We start from the raw sequence: 25,470 nt of genomic DNA, 5'->3' as shown, positions 1-25,470 counted from the left end.
GAGAATGGCTGCGAACGACACCAAGCTCATCGAGGCCCTGCGTTCCTCATTGAAAGAGACGGAACGGCTGCGTGCGCAGAACCGTTCTCTCGCCGAGGCGGCGCGCGAGCCGATCGCGATCGTGGGAATGGCCTGCCGCTACCCGGGCGAGGTCCTGTCACCGGAGGACCTGTGGGACCTGGTGGCCTCGGGCGGGGACGCGATCGGGGAGTTCCCCGTCGATCGCGGCTGGGATCTGGCGGCGCTGTACGACCCGGATCCGGACAGTCGTGGGACGTCTTACGCGCGGCACGGCGGTTTCCTGTATGACGCCGGGGAGTTCGATCCCGGGTTCTTCGGGATTTCGCCGCGTGAGGCGTTGGCGATGGATCCGCAGCAGCGGTTGCTGCTGGAGGCGTCGTGGGAGGCGATCGAGCGGGCGGGCGTCGATCCGGCCGGGTTGCGTGGCAGCCGTACCGGTGTGTTCGCCGGGGTGATGTACCACGACTACGCCCCTCAGGTGTCCTCCGTGCCCCAGGAGCTGGAGGGCCTGGTCGGGACCGGCAACTCGGGCAGCATCGCCTCGGGCCGGGTGTCGTACACGTTCGGGTTCGAGGGCCCGGCGGTGACGGTGGACACCGCGTGCTCGTCGTCCCTGGTGGCGCTGCACCTGGCGGTGCAGGCGCTGCGGTCGGGCGAGTGCGATCTGGCGCTGGCCGGCGGTGTCACGGTGATGGCCACTCCGGGCACGTTCGTGGAGTTCTCGCGCCAGCGCGGGCTGTCGCCTGATGGGCGATGCAAGGCGTTCTCGGCTTCGGCGGACGGCACGGGCTGGGCCGAGGGTGTCGGCATGCTGCTGGTGGAGCGGCTCTCGGACGCGCGGCGTAACGGGCACCGGGTGCTGGCGGTGGTCAAGGGCTCGGCGATCAACCAGGACGGTGCCAGCAACGGTCTGACCGCGCCGAACGGTCCCTCGCAGCAGCGGGTCATCCGGCAGGCCCTGGCGAACGCCGGGCTCGCGGCCGGGGACGTGGACGTCGTCGAGGCCCACGGGACCGGTACGACGCTGGGCGACCCGATCGAGGCACAGGCGTTGATCGCGACCTATGGCCAGGAGCGGGATCGGCCGCTGTGGCTGGGCTCGCTCAAGTCGAACATCGGTCACTCCCAGGCCGCCGCCGGCGTGGGTGGCGTGATCAAGATGGTCATGGCCATGCGGCACGGGGTGCTGCCGAGGACGTTGCACGTGGACGAGCCTTCGCCGCATGTGGACTGGTCTGCGGGTGCTGTTGAGCTGCTGACCGAGGCTCGGGCGTGGGAGGCGCAGGATCGTCCGCGCCGGGCCGCCGTCTCGTCCTTCGGGGTGAGCGGCACCAACGCGCATGTGATCATCGAGCAGGGCGAGGAGACCGAGGCGGTCGTCGGCGACGGCACGGGGCTGCCGGTGGTGCCGTGGCTGATCTCGGCAAAGACGCCCGAGGCGGTGGCGGGGCAGGCGGAGCGGCTCGCGTCATGGGTGGAGGAACGCCCGGAGCCGAACGCCGCCGGGGTCGCGTGGACGCTGGCGACCGGTCGTTCCGTGATGGAGCGGCGTGCGGTCGTGGTGGGGGCTGATCGTGACGAGCTGTTGGCCGGGTTGCGGACGCTGGCCTCGGATGGGGTTTCCGACGGCGGCTCGGGTGGCAGGCTGGCGTTGCTGTTCGCCGGTCAGGGCAGCCAGCGGGTCGGGATGGGCAGGCAGCTCGCCGAGGCGTTCCCGGTGTTCGCCGAGGCGTTGGAGGAGATCGACCGGTTCCTGTCGATCCGTGAGGTGATGTTCGACGATCCCGATGGGGTGTTGAACGAGACGGGGATGACTCAGCCGGCGTTGTTCGCCTTCGAGGTGGCGCTGTATCGGCTGCTGGAGTCCTTCGGGGTGCGGGCGGATGTGCTGGTCGGGCACTCGATCGGGGAGATCGCCGCCGCGCATGTGGCCGGGGTGTTCTCTCTGGCGGATGCGTGTGCGCTGGTGGCGGCTCGGGCGCGGTTGATGCAGGCCCTTCCGGCGGGTGGGGCGATGCTGGCCGTCGCCGCATCTGAGGCGGAGGTTCTCCCGCTGCTGGGGGACCGGGTGGGGATCGCGGCGGTCAACGGTCCGGCTGCGGTGGTGATCTCTGGTGATGAAGAGGCGATCGCCGAGATCGAGGGGCGGGTGAGTGTTCGGACGCGCAGGTTGCGGGTCTCGCATGCCTTCCACTCCCCGCTGATGGAGCCGATGCTGGCTTCCTTCGAGCAGGCCATCTCGGGGCTGACCTATCACGAGCCCGCTCTTGCGATCGTTTCCAACCTCACCGGCCGGCTGGCCGAGCCGGGCCAGCTCACCCGTCCTAGTTACTGGGTGGAGCACGTGCGCCAGGCCGTGCGGTTCGCCGACGGGGTGACGGCTGCCGGGGTGAGCCACTTCCTGGAGGTCGGCCCGGATGGGGTGCTGACCGGGCTGGCTCAGCAGAGCGTCGCCGATGGGGTGTTCGTTCCCGCGACGCGTAAGGACCGGGATGAGGTTCGCGCGCTGGTCGAGGCGCTCGGCCGGTTGCACACTCACGGCATCACCGTGGACTGGACCGCGGTGCTGGCCCCGGCCAAGCAGGTCGATCTGCCCACCTATGCCTTCCAGCACCAGCGGTACTGGATGTCGGCGCGGGCCGACGCCGGGGACATGGCCGGGGCCGGGCTCTCGGCGGTCGATCACCCGCTGCTGAGCGCGGTGACCGAGATCGCCGGTGGCGAGTCCGTGATCTTCAGCGGCCGGCTCTCCGTGGCCGCGCAGCCGTGGCTGGCCGACCACGCCGTCAACGGCACGGTTCTCCTGCCCGGCACGGCGTTCCTGGAGCTGGCGCTGCGGGCCGGCGACGAGGTCGGCTGCCCGGTCGTACAGGAGCTCACCCTGCAGGCGCCGCTGCTGCTGCCCGCCGACGGCGGGCGCCAGCTGCAGGTGCTGGTCGGCAGCGGTGACGGCGCCGGAGCGCGGCCGGTCTCGATCCACTCGCGCGCCGACGGCGACGCCCCTTGGGTGCTGCACGCCGACGGCACGCTGGCCGATGCCGCGCCCGCGCCGGTGGAAGGGCTGGAGCAGTGGCCGCCGTCCGGCGCCGCCGCGATCGACGTGTCCGACGCCTACGACCTCCTCCTCGACATGGGGTACGAGTACGGGCCCGTCTTCCAGGGCCTGCAGGCGGCCTGGTCCCGGGACCGCGACGTGTTCGCCGAGGTCGCGCTGCCGGAGCAGGCGCACGCGGACGCGGCCAGGTCGGGGCTGCACCCCGCCCTGCTGGACGCCGCCATGCACGCGCAGCTGATCGCCGGGGACGGGCAGACCGTCCTGCCGTTCTCCTGGGGTGGAGCGCGGCTGCACGCGGCGGGCGCGAGCAGCGTCCGGGTGCGGATCTCCCGCATCCGGGACACCTCCATCGCCCTGACCATCGCCGACGCCGACGGCGCGCCGGTGCTGTCGGTCGAGTCGCTGGCCGTGCGCCCCGTCTCGGCCGGCCAGCTCACCGCCGCGAGCGGCGGTCACGCCGACTCGCTGTTCCGCGTGGACTGGGCACCGCTCTCGCTCGCCCCCGGCGGGGCCGGGGACCTGCCCGAACTGGCGGCCGTCGCCGAGGGTGCCGAAGTGCCCGAGGCTGTGACGTACGTGGTGTCCGCGCCGGAGGGCGAGGTCCTCGACGCCGTCCACGAGATCACCGCTGAGGCCCTGGGCGTGATCCAGGAGTGGCTGGCCGACGAGCGGTTCGCGGCGTCGCGGCTGGTCGTGGTGACGCGTGGCGCGGTGGCCGTGCAGGCCGCCGAAAGCCTGGACGTCGGTACGGCCCCGGTGTGGGGCCTGGTGCGGGCGGCCGAGGCGGAGAATCCGGGCCGGTTCGTGCTGGTGGACGTGGACGGCAGCGCGGAGTCGTGGCGTGCCCTGGGTTCGGTGGTCGCTTCGGGGGAGCCGGAGGCGGCCGTTCGCGAGGGGCAGGTGCGGGTTCCCCGGCTGGTGAAGGCGCAGGTGCCGGCGGGCGAGCCGGTGTTCGGGCCGGACGGCACGGTGCTGGTGACCGGTGGCACGGGCGGGCTGGGTGCCCTGGTGGCCCGGCACCTGGTGACGGCGCACGGGGTGCGCAGGCTGGTGCTGGTGAGCCGGCGCGGCCTGGAGGCGCCCGGCGCCGCCGACCTCGTGACGGAGCTGGCCGAGCTGGGAGCCGAGGTCGCGGTCGAGGCCTGCGACGTGGCCGACCGGGAGGCGCTGGCCCGCGTTGTCGCTTCGGTGGCGGATTCGTTGACCGGGGTGGTGCACGCGGCCGGGGTGAGTGACAACGGCCTGGTGGGGTCGCTGTCGGTGGAGCGGCTCGCGCGGGTGCTCGGGGCCAAGGCGGCGGCGGCGTGGCATCTGCATGATCTGACGGCGGGCTTGGACCTGTCGGCGTTCGTGCTGTTCTCGTCGGCCGGTGGCCTGGTGCTGGCGGCGGGGCAGGCCAATTACGCGGCGGCGAACGTGTTCCTGGACGCCCTGGCGTCGTACCGGCGGTCGATGGGGTTGGTGGCGACGTCGCTGGCGTTCGGCCTCTGGGACACCGACGCGGGCATGGGCGGCGCGCTGAGCGAAGCCGACTTCGAGCGCATGCGGCGCCAGGGCCTGCCGGCGCTGTCGGTGGAGGAGGGCCTGGCGCTGTTCGACGCCGGGTCGGCCGGTGACGCTGCGGTGCTGGTGCCGTTGCGGGTGGACGCGGCGGCCTTGCGGAGCCGGGGCGAAGGGCTTCCGGCGCTGCTGCGCGGGCTCGTACGCGGTCCCGCTCGGCAGGTGGCGCGGGCGGCGGGAACGGGGCTGGCCCGGCGGCTGGCGGGGCTGGAGGCCGACCAGCGGGACCGGATGCTGCTGGAGCTGGTCCGGCAGGAGGTCGCCAAGGTCCTCGGACACGCTTCGATGGACGCGGTCCAGCCGGATCGCGCCTTCCAGGAGCTGGGCTTCGACTCGCTGACCGCGGTGGAGTTCCGCAACCAGCTGATCGCCGCCACTGGGCTGCGGTTGCCGGCGACGTTGGTGTTCGATTTTCCGACGGCTGAGGCGGTGGCCGGGTATCTGGCGGGTGAGCTGGTCGGCGGGCAGACGTCGCAGGTGGTGGCCGCCACCACGATGGCGGCGGACGAGCCGATCGCGATCGTGGGGATGGCGTGCCGGTATCCGGGTGGCGTGACCTCGCCGGAGGACCTCTGGGAGCTGGTGTTCTCGGGTGGGGATGCGGTTGGGGAGTTCCCGGTTGATCGGGGTTGGGATCTGGAGAGGTTGTATGACCCGGATCCGGACAGTCGTGGGACGTCGTATGCGCGGCATGGCGGCTTCTTGTATGACGCGGCGCAGTTCGATTCAGGATTTTTCGGGATTTCGCCGCGTGAGGCGTTGGCGATGGATCCGCAGCAGCGGTTGCTGCTCGAAACCTCGTGGGAGGCGGTTGAGCGCGCCGGAATCGATCCTCACGGGCTGCGTGGCAGCCGGACGGGTGTGTTCGCGGGTGTGATGTACCACGACTACGGGCTGGGCACCCCGGCCAACACCAGCGGCGGAAGTCTGGTGTCGGGCAGGGTCTCTTACACGTTGGGGCTGGAAGGTCCTGCGGTGACGGTGGACACGGCGTGTTCGTCGTCGTTGGTGGCGTTGCATTGGGCTGCTCAGGCGTTGCGGTCCGGCGAGTGTGACCTCGCGTTGGCCGGTGGTGTGACGGTGATGTCGACGCCGGGGATGTTCATCGAGTTTTCGCGGCAGCGGGGGTTGGCTGCGGATGGACGGTGTAAGGCGTTCTCGGCGGCGGCGGATGGCACCGGGTGGGGTGAGGGCGTCGGCGTGCTGCTGGTGGAGCGGCTGTCGGACGCGCGGCGCAACGGTCACCAGGTGCTGGCGGTTCTCAAGGGCTCGGCGATCAACCAGGACGGGGCGAGCAACGGGATCACGGCTCCGAACGGTCCGTCGCAGCAGCGGGTGATTCGCCAGGCGCTGGCGAATGCCGGGTTGTCGGCGGCCGATGTGGACGTGGTCGAGGCGCACGGGACAGGTACGACGCTGGGCGACCCGATCGAGGCGCAGGCGTTGATCGCGACTTATGGCCAGGACCGGGACCAGCCGCTGCGGCTGGGGTCGCTGAAGTCCAACTTCGGCCACACGCAGGCCGCCTCCGGTGTGGGTGGCGTGATCAAGATGGTCATGGCGATGCGGAACGGGTTCATGCCTCGGACCTTGCATGTGGACGAGCCGTCGCCGCATGTGGACTGGTCGGCCGGTGCCGTTGAGCTGCTGACCGAGACGCAGCCGTGGGAGCAGAACGGGCATGCGCGTCGTGCGGCGGTCTCCTCGTTCGGGATCAGTGGCACCAATGCGCATGTGATCATCGAGCAGGGGCCGGTCGTGGAGGAGCAGCCGGAGCCTGTTGACGAGCCCCGGGTGGTGCCGTGGCTGGTGTCGGCCAAGGACGCGCAGGCGCTTCAGGCTCAGGCGGCTCGACTGGCGTCGTGGCTGGAGGAGCGGCCGGAGCTGAAGACGGCTGATGCCGCTTGGTCGCTGGCCACGGGACGTTCTGCGCTGGAGCAGCGTGCGGTCGTGGTGGGTGCCGATCGTGACGAGTTGCTGGCCGGGCTGCGGGCGCTGGCCTCGGATGGGGTTTCCGAGAGTGGCTCGGGTGGCAGGCTGGCGTTGCTGTTCGCCGGTCAGGGCAGCCAGCGGGTCGGCATGGGCCGCCAGTTGGCCGAGGCGTTCCCGGTGTTCGCCGAGACGCTGGAGGAGATCGACCGGCTGTTGCCGATCCGCGAGGTCATGTTCAACGACCCGGACGGGGTGTTGAACGAGACCGGCATGACTCAGCCGGCGTTGTTCGCCTTCGAGGTCGCGCTGTATCGGCTGCTGGAGTCCTTCGGCATCCGCGCGGACGTGCTGGTCGGGCACTCGATCGGCGAGATCGCCGCCGCTCACGTGGCCGGGGTGTTCTCGCTGGCGGACGCGTGTGCGCTGGTGGCGGCCCGGGCCCGGTTGATGCAGGCCCTGCCGACGGGTGGCGCGATGCTGGCGATCGCCGCACCCGAGGCGGACGTCGTGCCTCTTCTGGGAGAGCGGGTCGGGATCGCGGCGGTCAACGGCCCGGCAGCTGTGGTGATCTCCGGCGACGCCGAAGAGATCGCGGAGATCGAGGGCCGGGTCAGCGCTCGGACGCGCAGGCTGCGGGTCTCGCACGCCTTCCACTCGCCGCTGATGGAGCCGATGCTGGCCGACTTCGAGCAGGCCATCTCCGGCCTGACCTACCACGAGCCGACCATCCCGATCGTCTCCAACCTCACCGGACAGATCGCTGAGCCAGGGCAGCTGACCAACCCTGGCTATTGGGTGGAGCACGTGCGCCAGGCCGTCCGGTTCGCCGACGGAGTGACGGCAGCGGAAGCGAGCCACTTCCTGGAGATCGGACCTGATGGGGTGCTGACCGGGCTGGCCCAGCAGAGCATCGCCGACGGTGTGTTCATCCCCGCAACGCGAAAGGACCGGGATGAGGCACGCGCCCTGATCGAGGCGCTCGGCCGGCTGCACACCCACGGCATCGCCGTGGACTGGACGGCGGTTCTGACCCCGGCCAGGCATGTCGATCTGCCCACCTACGCCTTCCAGCGCGAGCGGTACTGGGTCAACGCGCAGGTCGAGGCCCGTGAGATGAGTTCCGTCGGGCTGGCGGACGTAGACCATCCGCTGCTGGGCGCCATGACCGAAGTGGCCGCCGGAGAGTCCGTGGTCTTCAGCGGCCGGTTGTCGGTGGCCGCGCAGCCCTGGCTGGCCGATCACATGGTCAACGACACGATCCTGCTCCCCGGCACGGCGCTCTTGGAGCTGGCCCTGCACGCCGGGAACGAAGTGGGCTGCTCCCGCCTTCAGGAGCTCACTCTTCAGGCGCCGCTGCTGCTGCCTACCGATGCCAGTTGTCAGCTGCAGGTCGTGGTGGGCGCGAGCGACGAGTCCGGGACGCGGCCGGTTTCGATCCACTCCCGTGTCGAGACCGACACCGCGGGCGCGTGGACGGGGCATGCCGAGGGCGCGCTGACCGCGGCTCCGCCGGTCTCGGTGTCGGCGTCCAGGCTGGAGCAGTGGCCGCCGTCCGATGCCGTCGGGATCGACGTGGCGGACGCCTATGACATGCTCCTGGACCGGGGTTACGAGTACGGGCCGGTCTTCCAGGGGCTGCAGGCGGCCTGGCGGCTCGGCGACGAGATATTCGCCGAGGTCGCGCTGCCGGAGCAGGCATTCGCCGACGCGGGACGCTTCGGGATACATCCGGCCCTGCTGGACGCCGCGTTGCACGCGCAACTGGTCGCCGGGGACGGGCAGACGGTCCTGCCGTTCTCCTGGGCCGGAGTGGATCTGCACGCGGCCGGCGCGACCAGCGTCCGGGTGCGGATCTCCCCCTTGCGTGACAACGCCATCGCTCTGATCATCGCCGATCCCACCGGGGCTCCGGTCCTGTCGGTGGAGTCGCTCGCCGTACGCCCGATCTCGGCCGACCAGCTCGCCGCGGCCAAGAGGAACAGCCTGGAGTCGCTGCACCACCTCGAGTGGAGCACGGCTCCGGCCGATCCCGCGGCTCAGGCGCCCACGTGGGCGTTGCTTGAGGGACTCGCCGAAATCGAGACGGTTCCGGAGTGTGTGCTGGTGGCGGCTCCGGCCGGGCGGGGTGCGGTACACGAGGTGCTGGGCCTGCTGCAGGAGTGGCTGGCGGACGAGCGGTTCACGTCGTCGCGGCTGGTGGTCGTCACGCGTGGCGCGGCGGCGGCCGGTCCGGCGGATGTGCCGGATCCGGAGCAGGCGGCGATCTGGGGCCTGGTACGGGCCGCGCAGGGCGAGCAGCCGGGCCGGTTCGTCCTGCTGGATCTGGACGGCGACACGTCCGAGGACGTGATCGGCCGGGCGCTGGCCGGTGACGAGGCCCAGGTGGCGGTGCGGGCCGGTGAGGTGTGGGTGCCGCGCCTGGCCCGGGCGGCGGTGCCGGAGGGCCAGAGGCCGGTGTTCGAGCCGGAGTCGACGGTGCTGATCACCGGCGGTACGAGCGGTCTGGGCGCGCTGGTGGCCCGGCACCTGGTCACGGAGTACCAGGTGGGTCATCTGGTGCTGGTCAGCAGGCGCGGTCCGGAGGCGCCGGGCGCGGCCGAGCTGGTCGCCGAGCTGGCAGAGCTGGGCGCCGAGGTGAGCGTGGCGGCCTGTGACGTGGCCGACCGTGAGGCGCTGGCGGGCGTGGTGGCCTCGGTGGCGGACTCGTTGACGGGTGTGGTGCACGCGGCCGGTGTTCTGGACGACGGCGTGATCACTTCCCTGACGTCCGAACGGCTCGACACTGTCATGCGGCCCAAGGCCGACGCCGCCCGGCACCTGCACGAGCTGACCGAGGACCTGGACCTGTCCGCGTTCGTCCTGTTCTCCTCGATCGCGGGAGTGCTGGGTGGCCCTGGTCAGGGCAACTACGCGGCGGCGAACGCGTACCTGGACGCCCTGGCGGAGCACCGCAGAGCGCAGGGAATGCCCGCGATCTCGCTGGCCTGGGGCCTGTGGAACACGGGCGGCATGACCGAAGAGCTGACCGAGGCCGACCTGCGCCGCATGGAGCGGGTGGGGCTGAAGCCGCTGTCGGAGGCAGAGGGGCTGACGCTCTTCGACGCCGCACTGTGCTCCGAACGGCCGGTGCTGGTCGCGGCGCGGTTCGCGCAGGCCAGGAGCGCCCGCACCCAGCCCCGGAGGGCCGCCGCGGTCAACGACCTCGCCGGTCGGCTGGCCGCGATGGAGCCGGCCGAACGCCAGTCGGCACTGTCGAACCTGGTGCGGCAGGAGGTGGCGACCGTCCTGGGGCACGCCTCGGCCGACGCGGTGCGGCCCGATCGGACGTTCCAGGATCTCGGCTTCGACTCCCTCACGGCGGTCGAGTTCCGCAACCGGCTCAGCACGGTCACCGGAATACGCCTGCCGGCCACGCTGATCTTCGACTACCCGACCGCCGCCGCAGTCGCCGATTACGTGGACTCGGAGCTGACGGGGGCGGCGTCGGCGGCGTCCGTCGCCGTGGCGCGGAAGGTGATCGACGACGAGCCGATCGCGATCGTGGGGATGGCCTGCCGCTATCCGGGCGGGGTGGTGTCTCCGGAAGGTCTGTGGGAGCTCGTCTCCTCCGGGACGGACGCGATCGGGGAGTTCCCCAGCGACCGAGGCTGGGACCTCGACAGGGTGTACGACCCCGACCCGGAGAGCAAAGGCACCTCCTACGTACGCCACGGCGGGTTCCTGTACGAGGCCGCCGAGTTCGACCCCGGCTTCTTCGGGATCTCGCCGCGCGAGGCGTTGACCATGGATCCGCAGCAGCGGCTGCTGCTGGAGACCTCGTGGGAGGCGCTTGAGCGCGCCGGCGTCAGTCCCGTCGGGCTGCGCGGCAGCCGGACCGGTGTGTTCGCGGGTGTGATGTATCACGACTACGGACTGGGCACTCCCGCTTCGACCAGCGGCGGCAGCCTGGTGTCCGGGCGGGTGTCCTACACGTTCGGGTTCGAGGGCCCGGCGGTGACCGTGGACACCGCGTGCTCGTCGTCCCTGGTGGCGCTGCACCTGGCGGCGCAGGCGCTGAGGTCCGGTGAGTGCGACCTCGCGCTGGCCGGTGGTGTGACGGTGATGTCGACGCCGGGCACGTTCATCGAGTTCTCCCGCCAGCGCGGCCTGGCCACGGACGGCCGGTGCAAGTCCTTCGCCGGCGCGGCGGATGGTACCGGCTGGGGCGAGGGTGCCGGCGTGCTGCTGGTCGAGCGGCTGTCGGACGCGCGGCGCAACGGGCATCAGGTGCTGGCGGTTCTCAAGGGCTCGGCGATCAACCAGGATGGTGCGAGCAACGGGATCACGGCGCCGAACGGTCCTTCCCAGCAGCGGGTGATCCGGCAGGCGCTGGCGAACGCCGGGCTGTCGGCCGGGGATGTGGATGTGGTCGAGGCGCACGGCACGGGCACCAAGCTCGGCGACCCGATCGAGGCCCAGGCCCTCCTCGCCACCTACGGTCAGGAGCGGGAACGGCCGTTGTGGCTGGGCTCGCTGAAGTCGAACTTCGGCCACACGCAGGCCGCCGCCGGCGTGGCGGGGGTCATCAAGATGGTGATGGCCATGCGGCACGGCCTCATGCCCCGGACCTTGCATGTGGACGAGCCGTCGCCGCACGTGGACTGGTCGGCGGGCGCCGTTGAGCTGCTGACCGAGGCCCGCCCGTGGGAGCGGCAGGACCGGCCGCGGCGGGCGGCGGTCTCCTCGTTCGGGATCAGCGGCACGAACGCTCACGTGATCATCGAGCAGGTCGACGCCGAGGTCGCGAGTGATGACGCGGTTCTGCCCATGGTGCCGTGGCTGATCTCGGCCAGGACCACCGAGGCGCTGCAGGCCCAGGCCCGGCGTCTGGAGTCGTGGGTCTCGGAGGAGACCTCGATCGCCGGTACGGGCGCGGCGCTGGCGAGGAACCGGGCGGTGCTGGAGCGGCGTGCGGTCGTGGTGGGGGCTGATCGTGACGAGCTGCTGGCCGGGCTGCGGGCGCTGGCCTCGGATGGGGTTTCCGAGAGTGGATCGGGCGGCAGGCTGGCGTTGCTGTTCGCCGGTCAGGGCAGCCAGCGGGTCGGGATGGGCCGCCAGTTGGCCGAGGCGTTCCCGGTGTTCGCCGAGACGCTGGAAGAGATCGATCAGCTCCTGCCGATCCGCGACGTCATGTTCAACGACCCCGATGGTGTGCTGAACGAGACGGGGATGACTCAGCCGGCGTTGTTCGCCTTCGAGGTGGCCTTGTACCGGCTGCTGGAATCCTTGGGCGTCCGTGCGGAGGTGCTGGTCGGCCACTCGATCGGCGAGATCGCCGCCGCTCACGTGGCGGGCGTGTTCTCGCTGCAAGATGCGTGTGCCCTGGTGGCGGCCCGGGCCCGGCTGATGCAGGCCCTGCCGGCCGGCGGCGCGATGCTCGCGATCGCCGCACCAGAGGCGGATGTTCTGCCCCTGCTGGAGGGCCAGGTCGGGATCGCGGCGGTCAACGGTCCGTCAGCGGTGGTGATCTCTGGCGATGCCGAGGCGATCGCTGGGATCGAGGAGCGGGTCAGCGCCCGGACGCGCAGGTTGCGGGTCTCGCACGCCTTCCACTCTCCGCTGATGGAGCCGATGCTGGCCGACTTCGAGGAGGCCATCTCCGGCCTGACCTACCACGAGCCCACTCTCGCGATCGTCTCCAACCTCACCGGCCGGATCGCCGAACCAGGGCAGCTCACCAACCCCGGCTATTGGGTGGAGCACGTGCGCCAAGCCGTGCGGTTCGCCGACGGAGTGACGGCAGCGGAAGCGAGCCACTTCCTGGAGATCGGACCTGATGGAGTGCTGACCGGGCTGGCCCAGCAGAGCATCGCCGACGGTGTGTTCATCCCCGCCACCCGCAAGGACCGCGACGAGGTCCGTACCCTGGTCGAAGCCCTGGGACGGCTCCACACCTGCGGTCTGACCGTCGATTGGGAGGCGTTCTTCGCCCCCGTGGGGGCGCAGTGGGCGGATCTGCCCACCTACGCCTTCCAGCGGGAGCGGTACTGGGTGCCGGCCGCTCAGGGCACCGGCGATGTGGACGCGGCCGGGCTGGGCGCCGTCGATCATCCGCTGCTGAGCGCGGTGACCGAGGTGGCCGGCGGCGAGTCGGTGGTCTTCAGCGGCCGGTTGTCGGTGGCCACGCAGCCCTGGCTGGCCGATCACCTGGTCAACGGCATGATCCTGCTTCCCGGCGCGGGCCTGGTGGAGCTGGCGGTCCGCGTCGGTGACGAGGTGGGCTGCTCGTGCCTGCAGGAGCTGACCCTCCAGGCCCCGCTCGTGGTGTCGGCCGAGGGCGGCGTACAGCTGCAGGTGGTGGTCGGCGCGGCGGAGGAGTCCGGTCAGCGGTCGGTGAGCATCCATTCCCGGTCCGGTGACGGGGACGAGTGGGTCCGGCACGCCGAGGGCGTGCTGGCGGCCACGGCCGCGGAGCCGGGCTTCGACGTGGCGCAGTGGCCGCCGGCGGACGCGGTGCCGGTCGAGGTCGAGGACCTGTACGAGAACCTGGCGGGGATCGGCCTGGAGTACGGCCCGCTCTTCCAGGGCCTGACGAGCGCGTGGACGCGGCCGGGCGAGGTGTTCGCCGAGATCACGCTGCCGGAGCAGGCGCACGCCGAGGCGGCGCGGTTCGGGATCCATCCGGCCCTGCTGGACGCCGCGCTGCACGCCAGCGCACTGGGCGATCTGCTGCCGACGCCCGAGCCGGGGCAGCCGTTCCTGCCCTTCGCCTGGTCGGGCGTGTCGCTGCACGCGACCGGAGCGACCGGCCTGCGCGTCAGAGCCACCAAGAACGCCGACGCCGGCAGCACCTCCGTCTCGCTGACCATCGCGGACGGCACCGGCGCGCCGGTGGCCGACATCGACGCGCTCACCGTCCGACCGCTGTCCACCGGCCGGCTGCAGACGGGGCACAACCCCCTCTACGAGGTGACCTGGACGAAGCCGGCCGAGATTGCGGCCGCGTCCGCCGGCGTGGGCGAGTACCCGGACCTGGCGGCTCTCGGGGACGAGGTGCCCGAGTGGGCGTTCCTGGAGTGCCCGGCCACCGACCCCGCGACGGACGTCCCCACCGCCGTACGGCAGGCCACTCGTCCCGTCCTGGAAGCGGTGCGGGAGTGGCTGGCCGAGGCGCGGTTCGAGTCGTCGCGGCTGGTCGTCGTCACGCGTGGCGCGGCGGCGGTGCGGCCCGACGAGTCCGTGGACGTCGGCGTGGCCCCGGTATGGGGGCTGGTGCGGGCGGCCGAGGCCGAGAACCCGGGCCGGTTCGTACTGGTGGACGTGGACGGCAGCGAGGAGTCCTGGCGCGCCCTGGGCGCGGTGGTCGCCTCCGGGGAGCCCGAGGCCGCTGTCCGCGAGGGCGAAGTGTGGGTGCCCCGGCTCGCGCGGGCCGCGAGCGCGGAAGGCGGGTCACCGGTGTTCGGGCCGGACGGCACGGTGCTGGTGACCGGTGGCACCGGCGGGCTCGGCGCGCTGGTCGCCCGGCACCTGGTGGTCACCCACGGCGTGCGGCACCTGCTTCTGGTCAGCCGCAGCGGGCCGGCCGCCCCGGGCGCGGCCGAGCTGGTCGCCGAGCTGGGCGAGCTCGGGGCCGAGGTGTCGGTGGCGGCCTGTGATGTCGCCGATCGGGACGCGCTGGCCGAGGCGATCGCCTCTGTCCCCCCGCAGCATCCGCTGGTCGGCGTGGTACACGCGGCGGGTGTGGCCGACAACGGGCTGGTGGGTTCGCTGTCGGCCGAGCGGATCGACGGGGTGCTGGGGGCGAAGGCCGACGGAGCCTGGCACCTGCACGAACTGACCCGGGACCTGGACCTGTCGGCGTTCGTGCTGTTCTCGTCGGCCGGCGGGCTGGTGCTGGCGGCCGGGCAGGCGGCGTACGCGTCGGCCAACGTGTTCCTGGACGCGTTGGCGGTGCACCGTCGCTCGCTGGGGCTGCCGGCGACATCCTTGGCGTACGGGCTCTGGGACGCCGAGACCGGGCTGAGCGCCTGGCTGAACGAGGCCGACCTGGAGCGGATGCGGCGTCAGGGCCTGCCGGCGCTGTCGGTGGAGGAGGGCCTGGCGTCGTTCGACGCGGGCGTGGCCGCGCAGGCGGCGGTGCTGGTGCCGCTGCGGGTCGACGCGCAGGCGCTGCGTTCGCGGGGTGACGGCCTCCCGGCGCTGCTGCGCGGACTGGTGCGCGGCTCGGCCCGGCGGTCGGCCCGCTCGGACGCCACGGCGCTGGGGCGGCGGCTGGCCGGTCTGGAGCCGGCGGAGCGGCGGCAGGTGCTGCTGGAGCTGGTACGGCAGGAAGTGGCGACCGTGCTGGGGCACGCCTCGGGGGACGCGGTGCAGCCCGATCGCGCCTTCCAGGAGCTGGGCTTCGACTCGCTGACCGCGGTGGAGCTGCGTAACCGGCTGAACGCCGTGTCCGGGCTGCGCCTGCCGGCCACCCTCGTCTTCGACTACCCGACCGCCGCCGCGGTCGCCGATCACGTGGACTCGGAGCTGACGGGGGCCGCGTCCGCGGCGTCCGTCGCCGTGGCCCGGACGACGATCGACGACGAGCCGATCGCGATCGTGGGGATGGCCTGCCGCTATCCGGGCGGCGTGGTGTCTCCGGAAGGTCTGTGGGAGCTCGTGCTCTCCGGTACGGACGCGATCGGGGAGTTCCCCACCGACCGCGGCTGGGACCTGGACAAACTGTACGATCCCGACCCCGACAGCAGGGGCACCTCCTACGTACGCCACGGCGGATTCCTGTATGACGCGGGGGAGTTCGACCCCGGGTTCTTCGGGATCTCGCCGCGCGAGGCGCTGGCGATGGACCCGCAGCAGCGGCTGCTGCTCGAAACCTCGTGGGAGGCCCTGGAGCGGGCCGGAATGGACCCGCACGGGCTGCGCGGCAGCCGGACCGGCGTGTTCTCCGGCGTCATGTACCACGACTACGCCTCCCAGCTCACCTCGGTGCCCGAAGAGCTGGAAGGGCTGATCGGCACCGGCAACTCGGGCAGCGTCGCCTCCGGCCGGGTCTCGTACACCTTCGGCTTCGAGGGCCCCGCGGTGACCGTGGACACGGCCTGCTCGTCGTCCCTGGTGGCGCTGCACCTGGCGGTGCAGGCGCTGCGGTCCGGCGAGTGCGACCTGGCCCTCGCCGGCGGTGTGACCGTGATGGCGACGCCGGGCACGTTCATCGAGTTCTGCCGGCAGCGCGGCCTGTCCACCGACGGCCGCTGCAAGGCGTTCTCGGCCGAGGCGGACGGCGCCGGCTGGAGCGAAGGCATCGGGGTGCTGCTGGTGGAGCGCCTGTCGGACGCGCGGCGCGACGGCCACCAGGTGCTGGCGGTCATCCGCGGTACGGCGGTCAACCAGGACGGTGCGAGTAACGGCCTGACCGCGCCGAATGGCCCCTCGCAGCAGCGGGTGATCCGCCAGGCGCTGGCCAACGCCGGGCTGTCGGGCGCCGAGGTGGACGTGGTCGAGGCGCACGGCACGGGGACCCCGCTGGGGGACCCGATCGAGGCCCAGGCGCTGCTCGCGACCTATGGCCAGGAGCGGGACCAGCCGGTGTGGCTGGGGTCGATCAAGTCGAACATCGGCCACACGCAGGCCGCCGCCGGCGCGGCGGGCGTCATCAAGATGGTCATGGCGATGCGCAACGGCGTGCTTCCCCAGACCTTGCACGCCGACGAGCCCAGCCCGCACGTGGACTGGTCGGCGGGCGCGTTGGAACTGCTGACCGAGCGGCAGCCGTGGGACCGGCGGGACCGCCCGCGCCGGGCAGCGGTCTCCTCCTTCGGCGTCAGCGGCACGAACGCGCACGTGGTGCTGGAGGAGCCGCCGATCGAGGCCCCGGTGGAGCCCGAGCCCGTTGACGAGCCGCCGGTGGTGCCGTGGGTGCTGTCGGGCCGTAGCGCGGAGGCGTTGCGGGCCCAGGCGGGCCGGTTGGCCGATGCGGCGGCCGGGGTCCGGCCGGTGGACGTCGGGTGGTCGTTGCTCGGCCGCTCGGCGTTCGATCACCGCGCGGTGGTGATCGGCGCCGGCCAGGAAGAACTGCTGGCTCGTCTGGAAAGGCTGGACGAGGGCGCGGTGCGGGGTGTGGCCGGGCCGGGAGGCAAGACGGTGTTCGTCTTCCCCGGTCAGGGGTCGCAGTGGCTCGGCATGGGCGTGGAGCTGCTGGATGAGTCGCCGGTGTTCGCGGCGCGGATGGCGGAGTGTGAGGCGGCGCTGTCGGAGTTCGTGGACTGGTCTCTCACCGGCGTGTTGCGCGATCAAGAGGGTCTGGACCGCGTGGATGTGGTGCAGCCCGTGTTGTGGGCCGTGATGGTGTCGCTGGCCGAGGTGTGGCGCTCGCTCGGAGTGGCCCCGGCCGCCGTAGTGGGCCATTCGCAGGGCGAGATCGCCGCCGCCGTCGTGGCGGGCGCGCTGTCACTTCGGGACGGTGCCCGGGTGGTCGCACTGCGAAGCCAGGCCATCGTGGCGCTGGCCGGACAGGGCGGCATGGCATCCATCCCGCTACCGGCCTCGGAGGTCGCGGTTGACGACCGGATCTCGATCGCGGCCGTGAATGGTCCTTCTTCGACGGTGGTGTCTGGTGATGCGGATGCCATTGAGGAGTTCCTGTCTCGGTATGACACGGCGAGGGCGCGGCGGATCGAGGTGGACTACGCCTCGCATTCGGCCCATGTCGAGGCGATCGGGGAGGAGCTGGCGAGGCTGCTGGCCCCGGTGGAGCCGCGAGCGGGCGAGGTGCCGTGGTACTCGACGGTGCGGCAGTGCTGGCTGACCGGGTCCGAGGTGGATGCCGCGTACTGGTACGAGAACCTGCGGCAGACGGTGTGGTTCGCCCCCGCCGTGACTGAGCTGGCGGGTTCGGGCTTCCGGTTCTTCGTGGAGGTCAGCGCGCATCCGGTGGTGCAGATCGGGATGCGCGAGGCGGTCGAGGAGGCCGGTGCCGAGGCGGTCGTGGTGGGTACGCTGCGCCGCGACGACGGCGGCCTGCGCAGGTTGTGGACCAGCGCCGCCGAGCTGTGGGTGCGCGGCGCGGAGATCGACTGGGCCGGTGTGTACGAGCCCGCCCGGCCGAACCAGGTCGCCCTGCCCACCTACGCCTTCCAGCACCAGCGCTTCTGGCTGCTGGAGTCGGCCGGTGCCGGCGACGCGGAGAGCCTTGGCCTGCGGGCCACGGGACACCCGCTGCTCGGCGCGGTCACGGGTCTCGCCGACGGCGGAGCGGTGGTCCTCACCGGCCGCGTGTCGATCGCCACCCACCCGTGGCTGGCCGACCACGCCGTCAACGGGCAGGTGTTCCTCCCCGGGACGGGCTTCGTGGAGCTGGCCATCAGGGCCGGCGACGAGGCCGGCTGCGACCTGCTCGACGAACTGACTCTGCAGGCCCCGCTCGTCGTGCCCGAGCGCGGCGCGGTCCAGCTCCAGGTGGCCGTCGGCGCCCCGGACGAGGACGGCCGCCGGCGGCTGGGAATCTACTCCCGCCTCCACGGCGCGCAGGACGAGCCCTGGACCCAGCACGCCGCCGGAACGCTGGCGCGAGCCGGCGTGACGGCGCCCGAGCCCGAGAGCGTCTGGCCGCCGGAACAAGCGGAGGCGGTCGCGTTGGACGGCCTGTACGACCAGTTCGCCGCCATGGGTCTCGGCTACGGCCCCGCCTTCCGCGGGCTCCGGGCCGCATGGCGCAAGGGCGACGAGGTCTTCGCCGAGCTGGCGTTGCCGGAGGAGATGGCGCGCGACGCGGCCCGGTTCGGGCTGCACCCGGCGCTGTTCGACGTGGCACTGCACGCCACCGCACTCGGCGGGTTCGCGCCGGACGCGGAGCCCGGCCGCCCGTCCCTGCCGTTCGCCTGGAGCGGCGTGGCGTTGCACGCCTCCGGCGCCACGAAGCTCCGCGTACGGATCTCCTTGCGGGCGCAGGGCGCGGTTTCCGTGACGTTGACGGACACGGGCGGCCTGCCCGTGGCCACGGTCGCCTCGCTGGCGGTACGTCCGGTGTCCGCCGGCCAGGTGGAGACCACCCCGGGGGCCAGGAGCAGGAACAAGCTGTTCCAGGTCGACTGGGTGCCGGTGGCGTTGAGCGCCACGGGCGACGCGCAAGAGATCCTGGCAGGGCTCGCCGAGGTCGGGACGGTTCCGGAATGCGTGCCGGTGGCGGCCCCGGCCGGTGTGCACGAGACTTTGGACCTGCTGCAGGAGTGGCTGGCGGACGAGCGGTTCGCGTCGTCGCGGCTGGTGGTCGTCACGCGTGGCGCGGTGGCGGCCGATCCGGCGGACGTGCCGGATCCGGAGCAGGCGGCGATCTGGGGCCTGGTACGGGCCGCGCAGGCCGAGCAGCCGGGCCGGTTCGTCCTGCTCGACCTGGACGACGACACACCCGAGGACGTGATCGGCCGGGCGCTGGCCGGCGACGAGGCGCAGATGGCCCTGCGGGCCGGTGAGGCGCGAGTCCCGCGCCTGGTGCGAGCCGCGGTGCCGCAGGACCCTGCGCCGGTGTTCGAGCCGGAGTCGACGGTGCTGATCACCGGTGGCACGAGCGGTTTGGGCGCGCTGGTGGCCCGGCACCTGGTCACGGAGTACCAGGTGGGCCGTCTGGTGCTGGTCAGCCGGCGCGGCCCGGAGGCGCCGGGCGCGGCCGAGCTGGTCACCGAGCTGGAAGGACTCGGCGCCCAGGTGGAGGTGGCCGCCTGCGACGTGGCCGACCGCGAGGCGCTGGCGGCGGTGATGGCCCCGCTGGCCGGCTCGCTGACCGGGGTGGTACACGCGGCCGGCGTCCTGGACGACGGCGTGATCACCTCCCTGACGTCCGAACGGCTCGACACCGTCATGCGGCCCAAGGCCGACGCCGCCCGGCACCTGCACGAGCTGACCGAGGATCTGAACCTGTCCGCGTTCGTCCTGTTCTCCTCCCTCGCAGGCGTGATGGGAGGCGCGGGCCAGGGCAACTACGCGGCGGCGAACGCCTATCTGGACGCCCTGGCGGAGCACCGCAGAGCACAGGGGTTGACGGCGATCTCGCTGGCATGGGGCCTGTGGAGGGAAGGCGGCCTCGCGGAGCTCGACGACGCCGCCCTGCGGCGGCTCGCGCGCTCCGGCGTCGACCCGTTGTCGGCCGAGGACGGGCTGGCCCTGCTCGACGCCGCGCTCGGCACCGACCGGGCCACGCTGGTCCCCGCCCAGCTGAACCTCAAGGTCCTCGGCGCCCACGCCGACATGCTGCCCCCGCTGCTGCGCGGTCTCGTGTCCGGTCCCGCCAGGCGCGTGGTGACGGCCGCGTCGGAGGCCGCCGCCACGCTGAAGCAGCAGCTGGCGAGCCTGCCGGCCGCCGGCCGGCAGTCCGCGCTGGAAGACCTGGTACGCGACCAGCTGGCCGTGGTGCTCGGCTTCGCCGACCGGTCAACCCTCGACGAAGGCATGTCGTTCCAGGAGCTGGGCTTCGACTCGCTGATGGCGGTGGAGTTCCGCAACCGGCTCAGCGAGGTCACGGGCATCCGGCTGCCGGCGACGCTGGTCTTCGACTATCCCACCCAGGCGGCGCTCGTCAGGTTCCTGTCCGGCGAGCTGCTGGGCACGCGTGAGGTCGCGGTCACGGCACGGACGGCGGCGGCCGACGACGAGCCCATCGCGATCGTCGGCATGGCCTGCCGCTTCCCCGGCGGGGTCGCCTCGCCCGAGGACCTGTGGCGGCTGGTGGCGCAGGCCGGGGACGCCGTCGGCGAGTTCCCGGCGGACCGCGGCTGGGATCTGGACAGGCTCTACGACCCGGACCCCGGCAACCGGGGCACCTCGTACGCCCGGCACGGCGGCTTCCTGTACGACGCCGCCGAGTTCGACCCCGGCTTCTTCGGCATCTCGCCGCGCGAGGCGCTGGCCATGGACCCGCAGCAGCGGCTGCTCCTCGAAACCTCGTGGGAAGCGCTCGAACGCGCCGGAATCGACCCTCACGGGCTGCGGGGCAGCCGGACGGGCGTGTTCGCCGGTGTGATGTACCACGACTACGCGTCCCAGCTGTCCTCGGTGCCGGAAGAGCTGGAAGGGCTGATCGGCACCGGCAACTCGGGCAGCGTCGCCTCCGGCCGGGTGTCGTACACCTTCGGCTTCGAGGGACCCGCGATGACCGTGGACACCGCGTGCTCGTCGTCCCTGGTGGCGCTGCACCTGGCGGTGCAGGCGCTGCGGTCGGGGGACTGCGACCTGGCGCTGGCCGGCGGCGTGACCGTGATGGCCACGCCGTGGACGTTCATCGAGTTCGCCCGCCAGCGCAACCTCTCCGTGGACGGCCGGTGCCGGGCGTTCGCCGAGGCCGAGGGCGGCGTCGGGCTGTCGGAGGGCGCGGGCATGCTGCTGGTGGAGCGGCTGTCGGACGCGCGGCGCAACGGCCACCAGGTGCTGGCGGTCGTGCGCGGGTCCGCGGTCAACCAGGACGGCGCCAGCAACGGCCTGACAGCCCCGAACGGCCCCTCCCAGCAGCGGGTGATCCGGCAGGCCCTGGCCAACGCCGGGCTGTCGGCCGCGGACGTGGACGCCGTCGAGGCGCACGGCACCGGCACCGTGCTCGGCGACCCGATCGAGGCCCAGGCGCTGATCGCGACCTACGGCCAGGAGCGGGAGCAGCCGCTGTGGCTCGGCACGATCAAGTCGAACATCGGCCACGCGCAGGCCGCCGCGGGCGTCGCGGGCGTGATCAAGATGGTGATGGCGCTGCGGAACGAGACGCTGCCGCGGACCCTGCACGCGGACGAGCCGTCCACGCACGTGGACTGGACGGCGGGCGCGGTGCGGCTGCTCACCGACGCGCAGCCGTGGCAGCGGAACGGGCACGCGCGCCGCGCCGGCATCTCCTCCTTCGGGATCAGCGGAACGAACGCCCACGTCGTCCTGGAGGAGTCCCCGGTCGCGCCCGAGCCGGAGGCGGCCGGCGAGCTGCCCATGGTTCCGTGGGTGCTGTCGGGACGCAGCGAGCAGGCGCTGTCGGCGCAGGCCGGACGGCTCCGCTCCTGGATCGAGTCGCGGCCGGAGCTGGACGCGGCCGACGTCGGCTGGTCGCTGGCGGCGGGCCGGTCGGTACTGGAGCACCGCACGGTGATCACCGGCGCGGACCGCGCCGAACTCCTCGAAGCACTGGCGGCGCTGGCCGACGGCAGAGCGGACGAGCCGAGGACCCAGACGGGCCTGGTGCGCTCGCGGGCCAAGCTGGCACTGCTGTTCGCCGGTCAGGGGAGCCAGCGGGTCGGGATGGGCCGGCAGCTCGCCGAGGCGTTCCCGGTGTTCGCCGAGACGCTGGAGGAGATCAATCAGCTCCTGCCGATCCGCGAGGTCATGTTCGACGATCCCGATGGGGTGCTGAACGAGACCGGCATGACCCAGCCGGCGCTGTTCGCCTTCGAGGTGGCCTTGTACCGGCTGCTGGAATCCTTGGGCGTCCGTGCGGAGGTGCTGGTCGGTCACTCGATCGGGGAGATCGCCGCCGCGCACGTGGCCGGAGTTTTCTCCCTGGCGGACGCGTGTGCGCTGGTGGCGGCCCGGGCCCGGTTGATGCAGGCCCTGCCGACCGGCGGGGCGATGCTCGCGATCGCCGCACCCGAGGCGGACGTCGTGCCTCTTCTGGGAGAGCGGGTCGGGATCGCGGCGGTCAACGGCCCGGCAGCGGTGGTGATCTCCGGCGACGCCGAAGAGATCGCGGAGATCGAGGGCCGGGTCAGCGCTCGCACGCGCAGGCTGCGGGTCTCGCACGCCTTCCACTCGCCGCTGATGGAGCCGATGCTGGCCGACTTCGAGCAGGCCATCTCCGGCCTGACCTACCACGAGCCGACCATTCCGATCGTCTCCAACGTGACCGGCCGGCTCGCCGAGCCGGGGCAGCTGACCACCCCGGACTATTGGGTGGAGCATGTGCGCCAGGCCGTCCGGTTCGCCGACGGGGTGAAGGCCGCCGGGGCGAAGGTGTGGGTGGAGGTCGGTCCGGACACCACCCTGACCGCGCTGGCCCAGCAGAGCCTGGAGGACGGCGTCTTCGTACCGGCCGCGCGCAAGGACCGTGACGAGACCCGTACGTTCGTCGAGGCCCTGGGCCGGATGCACGCGAACGGCGTCGCCGTCGACTGGGAGGCGTTCTTCGCGCCGGCCCGCCCGTCCCGGGTGGACCTGCCCACCTACGCCTTCCAGCACGAGCGCTACTGGCTCCTGCCCGGCCCCGACGCCGGCGACGTCACCACCGCGGGCCTGGGCGCCGTCGAGCACCCGCTGCTCAGCGCGGCGACCGAGGTCGCCGGCGGCGAGACGGTGATCTTCAGCGGGCGGCTGTCGGTCGCCACGCACCCCTGGCTGGCCGACCACGTCGTGGGCGGCAGCGTGATCGTGCCGGGCACCGCGCTCGTCGAGCTGGCCGTCCGGGCCGGGGACGAGAGCGGCTGCCCCCACCTGCAGGAGCTCACCCTGCAGGCCCCTCTGGTCCTGCCCGAGGGCGGCGGCGTCCAGCTCCAGCTGGTGTCCACCGCCACCGAGGAGCCGGACCGCAGGTCGCTGGCGATCCACTCCCGTACGCAGGACGCGACCGAGTGGACCCGGCACGCCCAGGCCACGCTCACCGCGACCGCGCCCGAGCCGGACATCGACCTGCGGCAGTGGCCGCCCGCAGGCGCGGAGCCGGTCCCGGTCCAGGACCTCTACGACGACATGCTCGCGATCGGGCTGGACTACGGGCCGACGTTCCAGGGGCTGACCGGCGCCTGGGAGCGGGACGGCGAGGTGTTCGCCGAGATCGTCCTGCCCGAGGAGGCGCACGCGGACGCCGGACGGTTCGTGCTGCACCCGGCCCTGCTGGACGCCGCGCTGCACGCCACCGCGCTGGGCGGGCTGCTGCCGCGGCCCGAGCCGGGGCGACCGTACCTGCCCTTCGCGTGGTCGGGCGTGTCCCTGCTCGCGGCGGGAGCGACCAGCCTGCGCGTCAAGATCGCCAATGTCGGCGGCGCGGCCATCGCGCTGAGCATCGCCGACGAGCTCGGTGCGCCGGTCGCCGCGGTCGAGACCCTCACCCTGCGCCCGATGGCCGGCGGCCGGCCGGGCGGCGGGAACCAGGGCGCCCTGCACCAGATCGAGTGGACCCGGCTCCCCGACGCGCCCGCGTCCGAGACGCCGCGCTGGGCGCTGCTCGGTGCCGACGACCTCGGCACCGGCCGCGTCACCTATCCGGACCTGGCCACTCTGGTCTCGCTGCACGACCCGGCCGATCTCCCGGAGGCGGTCCTGACCGGCCCGTCCGCCGGGCGGGACCATCACGCCGCGACGCACGACGTACTCGAACTGCTGCAGAGCTGGCTGGCGGAGGAGCACCTCGAGTCATCCCGGCTCGTCATCCTCACGCGCGGCGCCCTGGCCACCACCGCCGGCGAGAGCCCCGACCTCGCCCAGGCGGCGGTGGGCGGCCTCGTCCGGGCCGCGCAGGCCGAGCAGCCCGGCAGGTTCGTCCTGCTGGACCTGGACGGCGACGCGTCCGAGGACGTGATCGGCCGGGCGCTTGCTTCGGGTGAGTCGCAGCTCGCGGTGCGGGCGGGCGAGCTCTGGGTGCCCCGGCTGGGCCGGGTCACGGAGCTGGAGGATCGGGGTCCGGTGTTCGGGCCGGACGGCACGGTGCTGGTCACCGGTGGCACGGGCGGGCTGGGTGCGCTGGTGGCCCGGCACCTGGTCACCGAGCACGGGGTCAGGCGGTTGGTGCTGGTGAGCCGTCGTGGCTTGGGTGCGCCGGGCGCGGCCGAGCTGGTCGCCGAGCTCTCGGAGCTGGGTGCCGAGGTGGAGGTGGCCGCCTGCGATGTCGCCGACCGCGAGGCGCTGGCGGCGGCGGTCGCCTGGGTGGCGGACTCGCTGACCGGCGTCGTGCACACGGCAGGTGTGCTGGACGACGGGGTGATCACCTCCCTGTCGGGCGAGCGGCTCGACACGGTCCTGCGGCCCAAGGCCGACGCCGCCTGGCACCTGCACGAGCTGACGCGAGGGCTCGACCTGACCGCGTTCGTGCTGTTCTCCTCGATGTCGGGGGTGCTGGGAGGAGCCGGTCAGGGCAACTACGCCGCGGCGAACGCGTTCCTCGACGCGCTGGCCCAGCTGCGGGCCGCCGAAGGGCTGGCGGGCACGTCCCTGGCCTGGGGGCTGTGGGAGCAGGGCGGCATGTCCGGCGAGCTGACCGAGGCCGACCTGCGCCGGCTGGCGCGCATGGGCGTGGCGCCGCTGTCCGCGGCCGACGGGCTGGAGCTGTTCGACACCGCGGTCACGTCCGGCCGGTCCCTGCTCATCCCGGCCCGCTTCGTCCAGGCCCGCGCCAGCGCGCGGACCTCCATGCGGCGGGCGGGCACCACCGACGGGCTGGCCGAGCGGCTGTCCGCGATGGAGCCGGCCGAGCGCCGGTCGGCGCTGTCGGACACCGTCCGCGGCCAGGTGGCGGCCGTCCTCGGGTTCTCCGACGGATCCGCCATCGACCCGCAGCGCCCGTTCCAGGACCTCGGGTTCGACTCCCTGACCGCGGTCGAGTTCCGCAACCAGCTCGGCCGGGCCACGGGCCTGCGGCTGCCCGCCACCCTCGTCTTCGACTACCCCACCCCGGTCGCCCTGACCGACCACCTCATGGGGTACTTCGGCGACGCCGGGGCGACGGACGGGGAGGCCGGCATCCTGCGGATCTTCGCGGAGCTGGACCAGATCCAGGATTCACTGACCACACTCGCTGAGGACAGCACGGTGCGCGCCAGGCTCACCACGCGCCTCAAAGAGCTCCTGTCGGGCCTGAACGGCACGGGCGAGTCGGACGTCGCGGACCAGCTCGAGTCTGCCAGCGACGACGAGATGTTCGCCTTCATCGACAACGAGCTCGAGATCTCCTGACAGTTGCAGCGGCTCAGAAGGGC

General features: G+C 72.7%; 1 protein-coding gene. It reads left to right on the top strand.

Annotation, left to right across the window (positions count from 1 at the left end):
- Nucleotides 1-4: 4 nt before the first annotated feature.
- The gene (locus tag H4W80_RS61090; RefSeq protein WP_225963672.1) at nucleotides 5-25,447 is read left to right on the top strand and encodes a type I polyketide synthase; all 25,443 of its coding nucleotides are present in this window, start codon (nucleotides 5-7) and stop codon (nucleotides 25,445-25,447) included.
- Nucleotides 25,448-25,470 lie beyond the last annotated feature (23 nt).

The sequence above is a fragment of the Nonomuraea angiospora genome (assembly GCF_014873145.1).
Taxonomy (GTDB): Bacteria; Actinomycetota; Actinomycetes; order Streptosporangiales; family Streptosporangiaceae; genus Nonomuraea; species Nonomuraea angiospora.
Note: the sequence above shows the minus strand (reverse complement) of the source record. Positions and strands in the feature narration are given on the sequence as shown.

Coding starts and splice junctions, on each gene's coding strand:
- H4W80_RS61090 (WP_225963672.1), top strand. CDS start 5: ATGGCTGCGAACGACACCAAGCTCATCGAGGCCCTGCGTTCCTCATTG.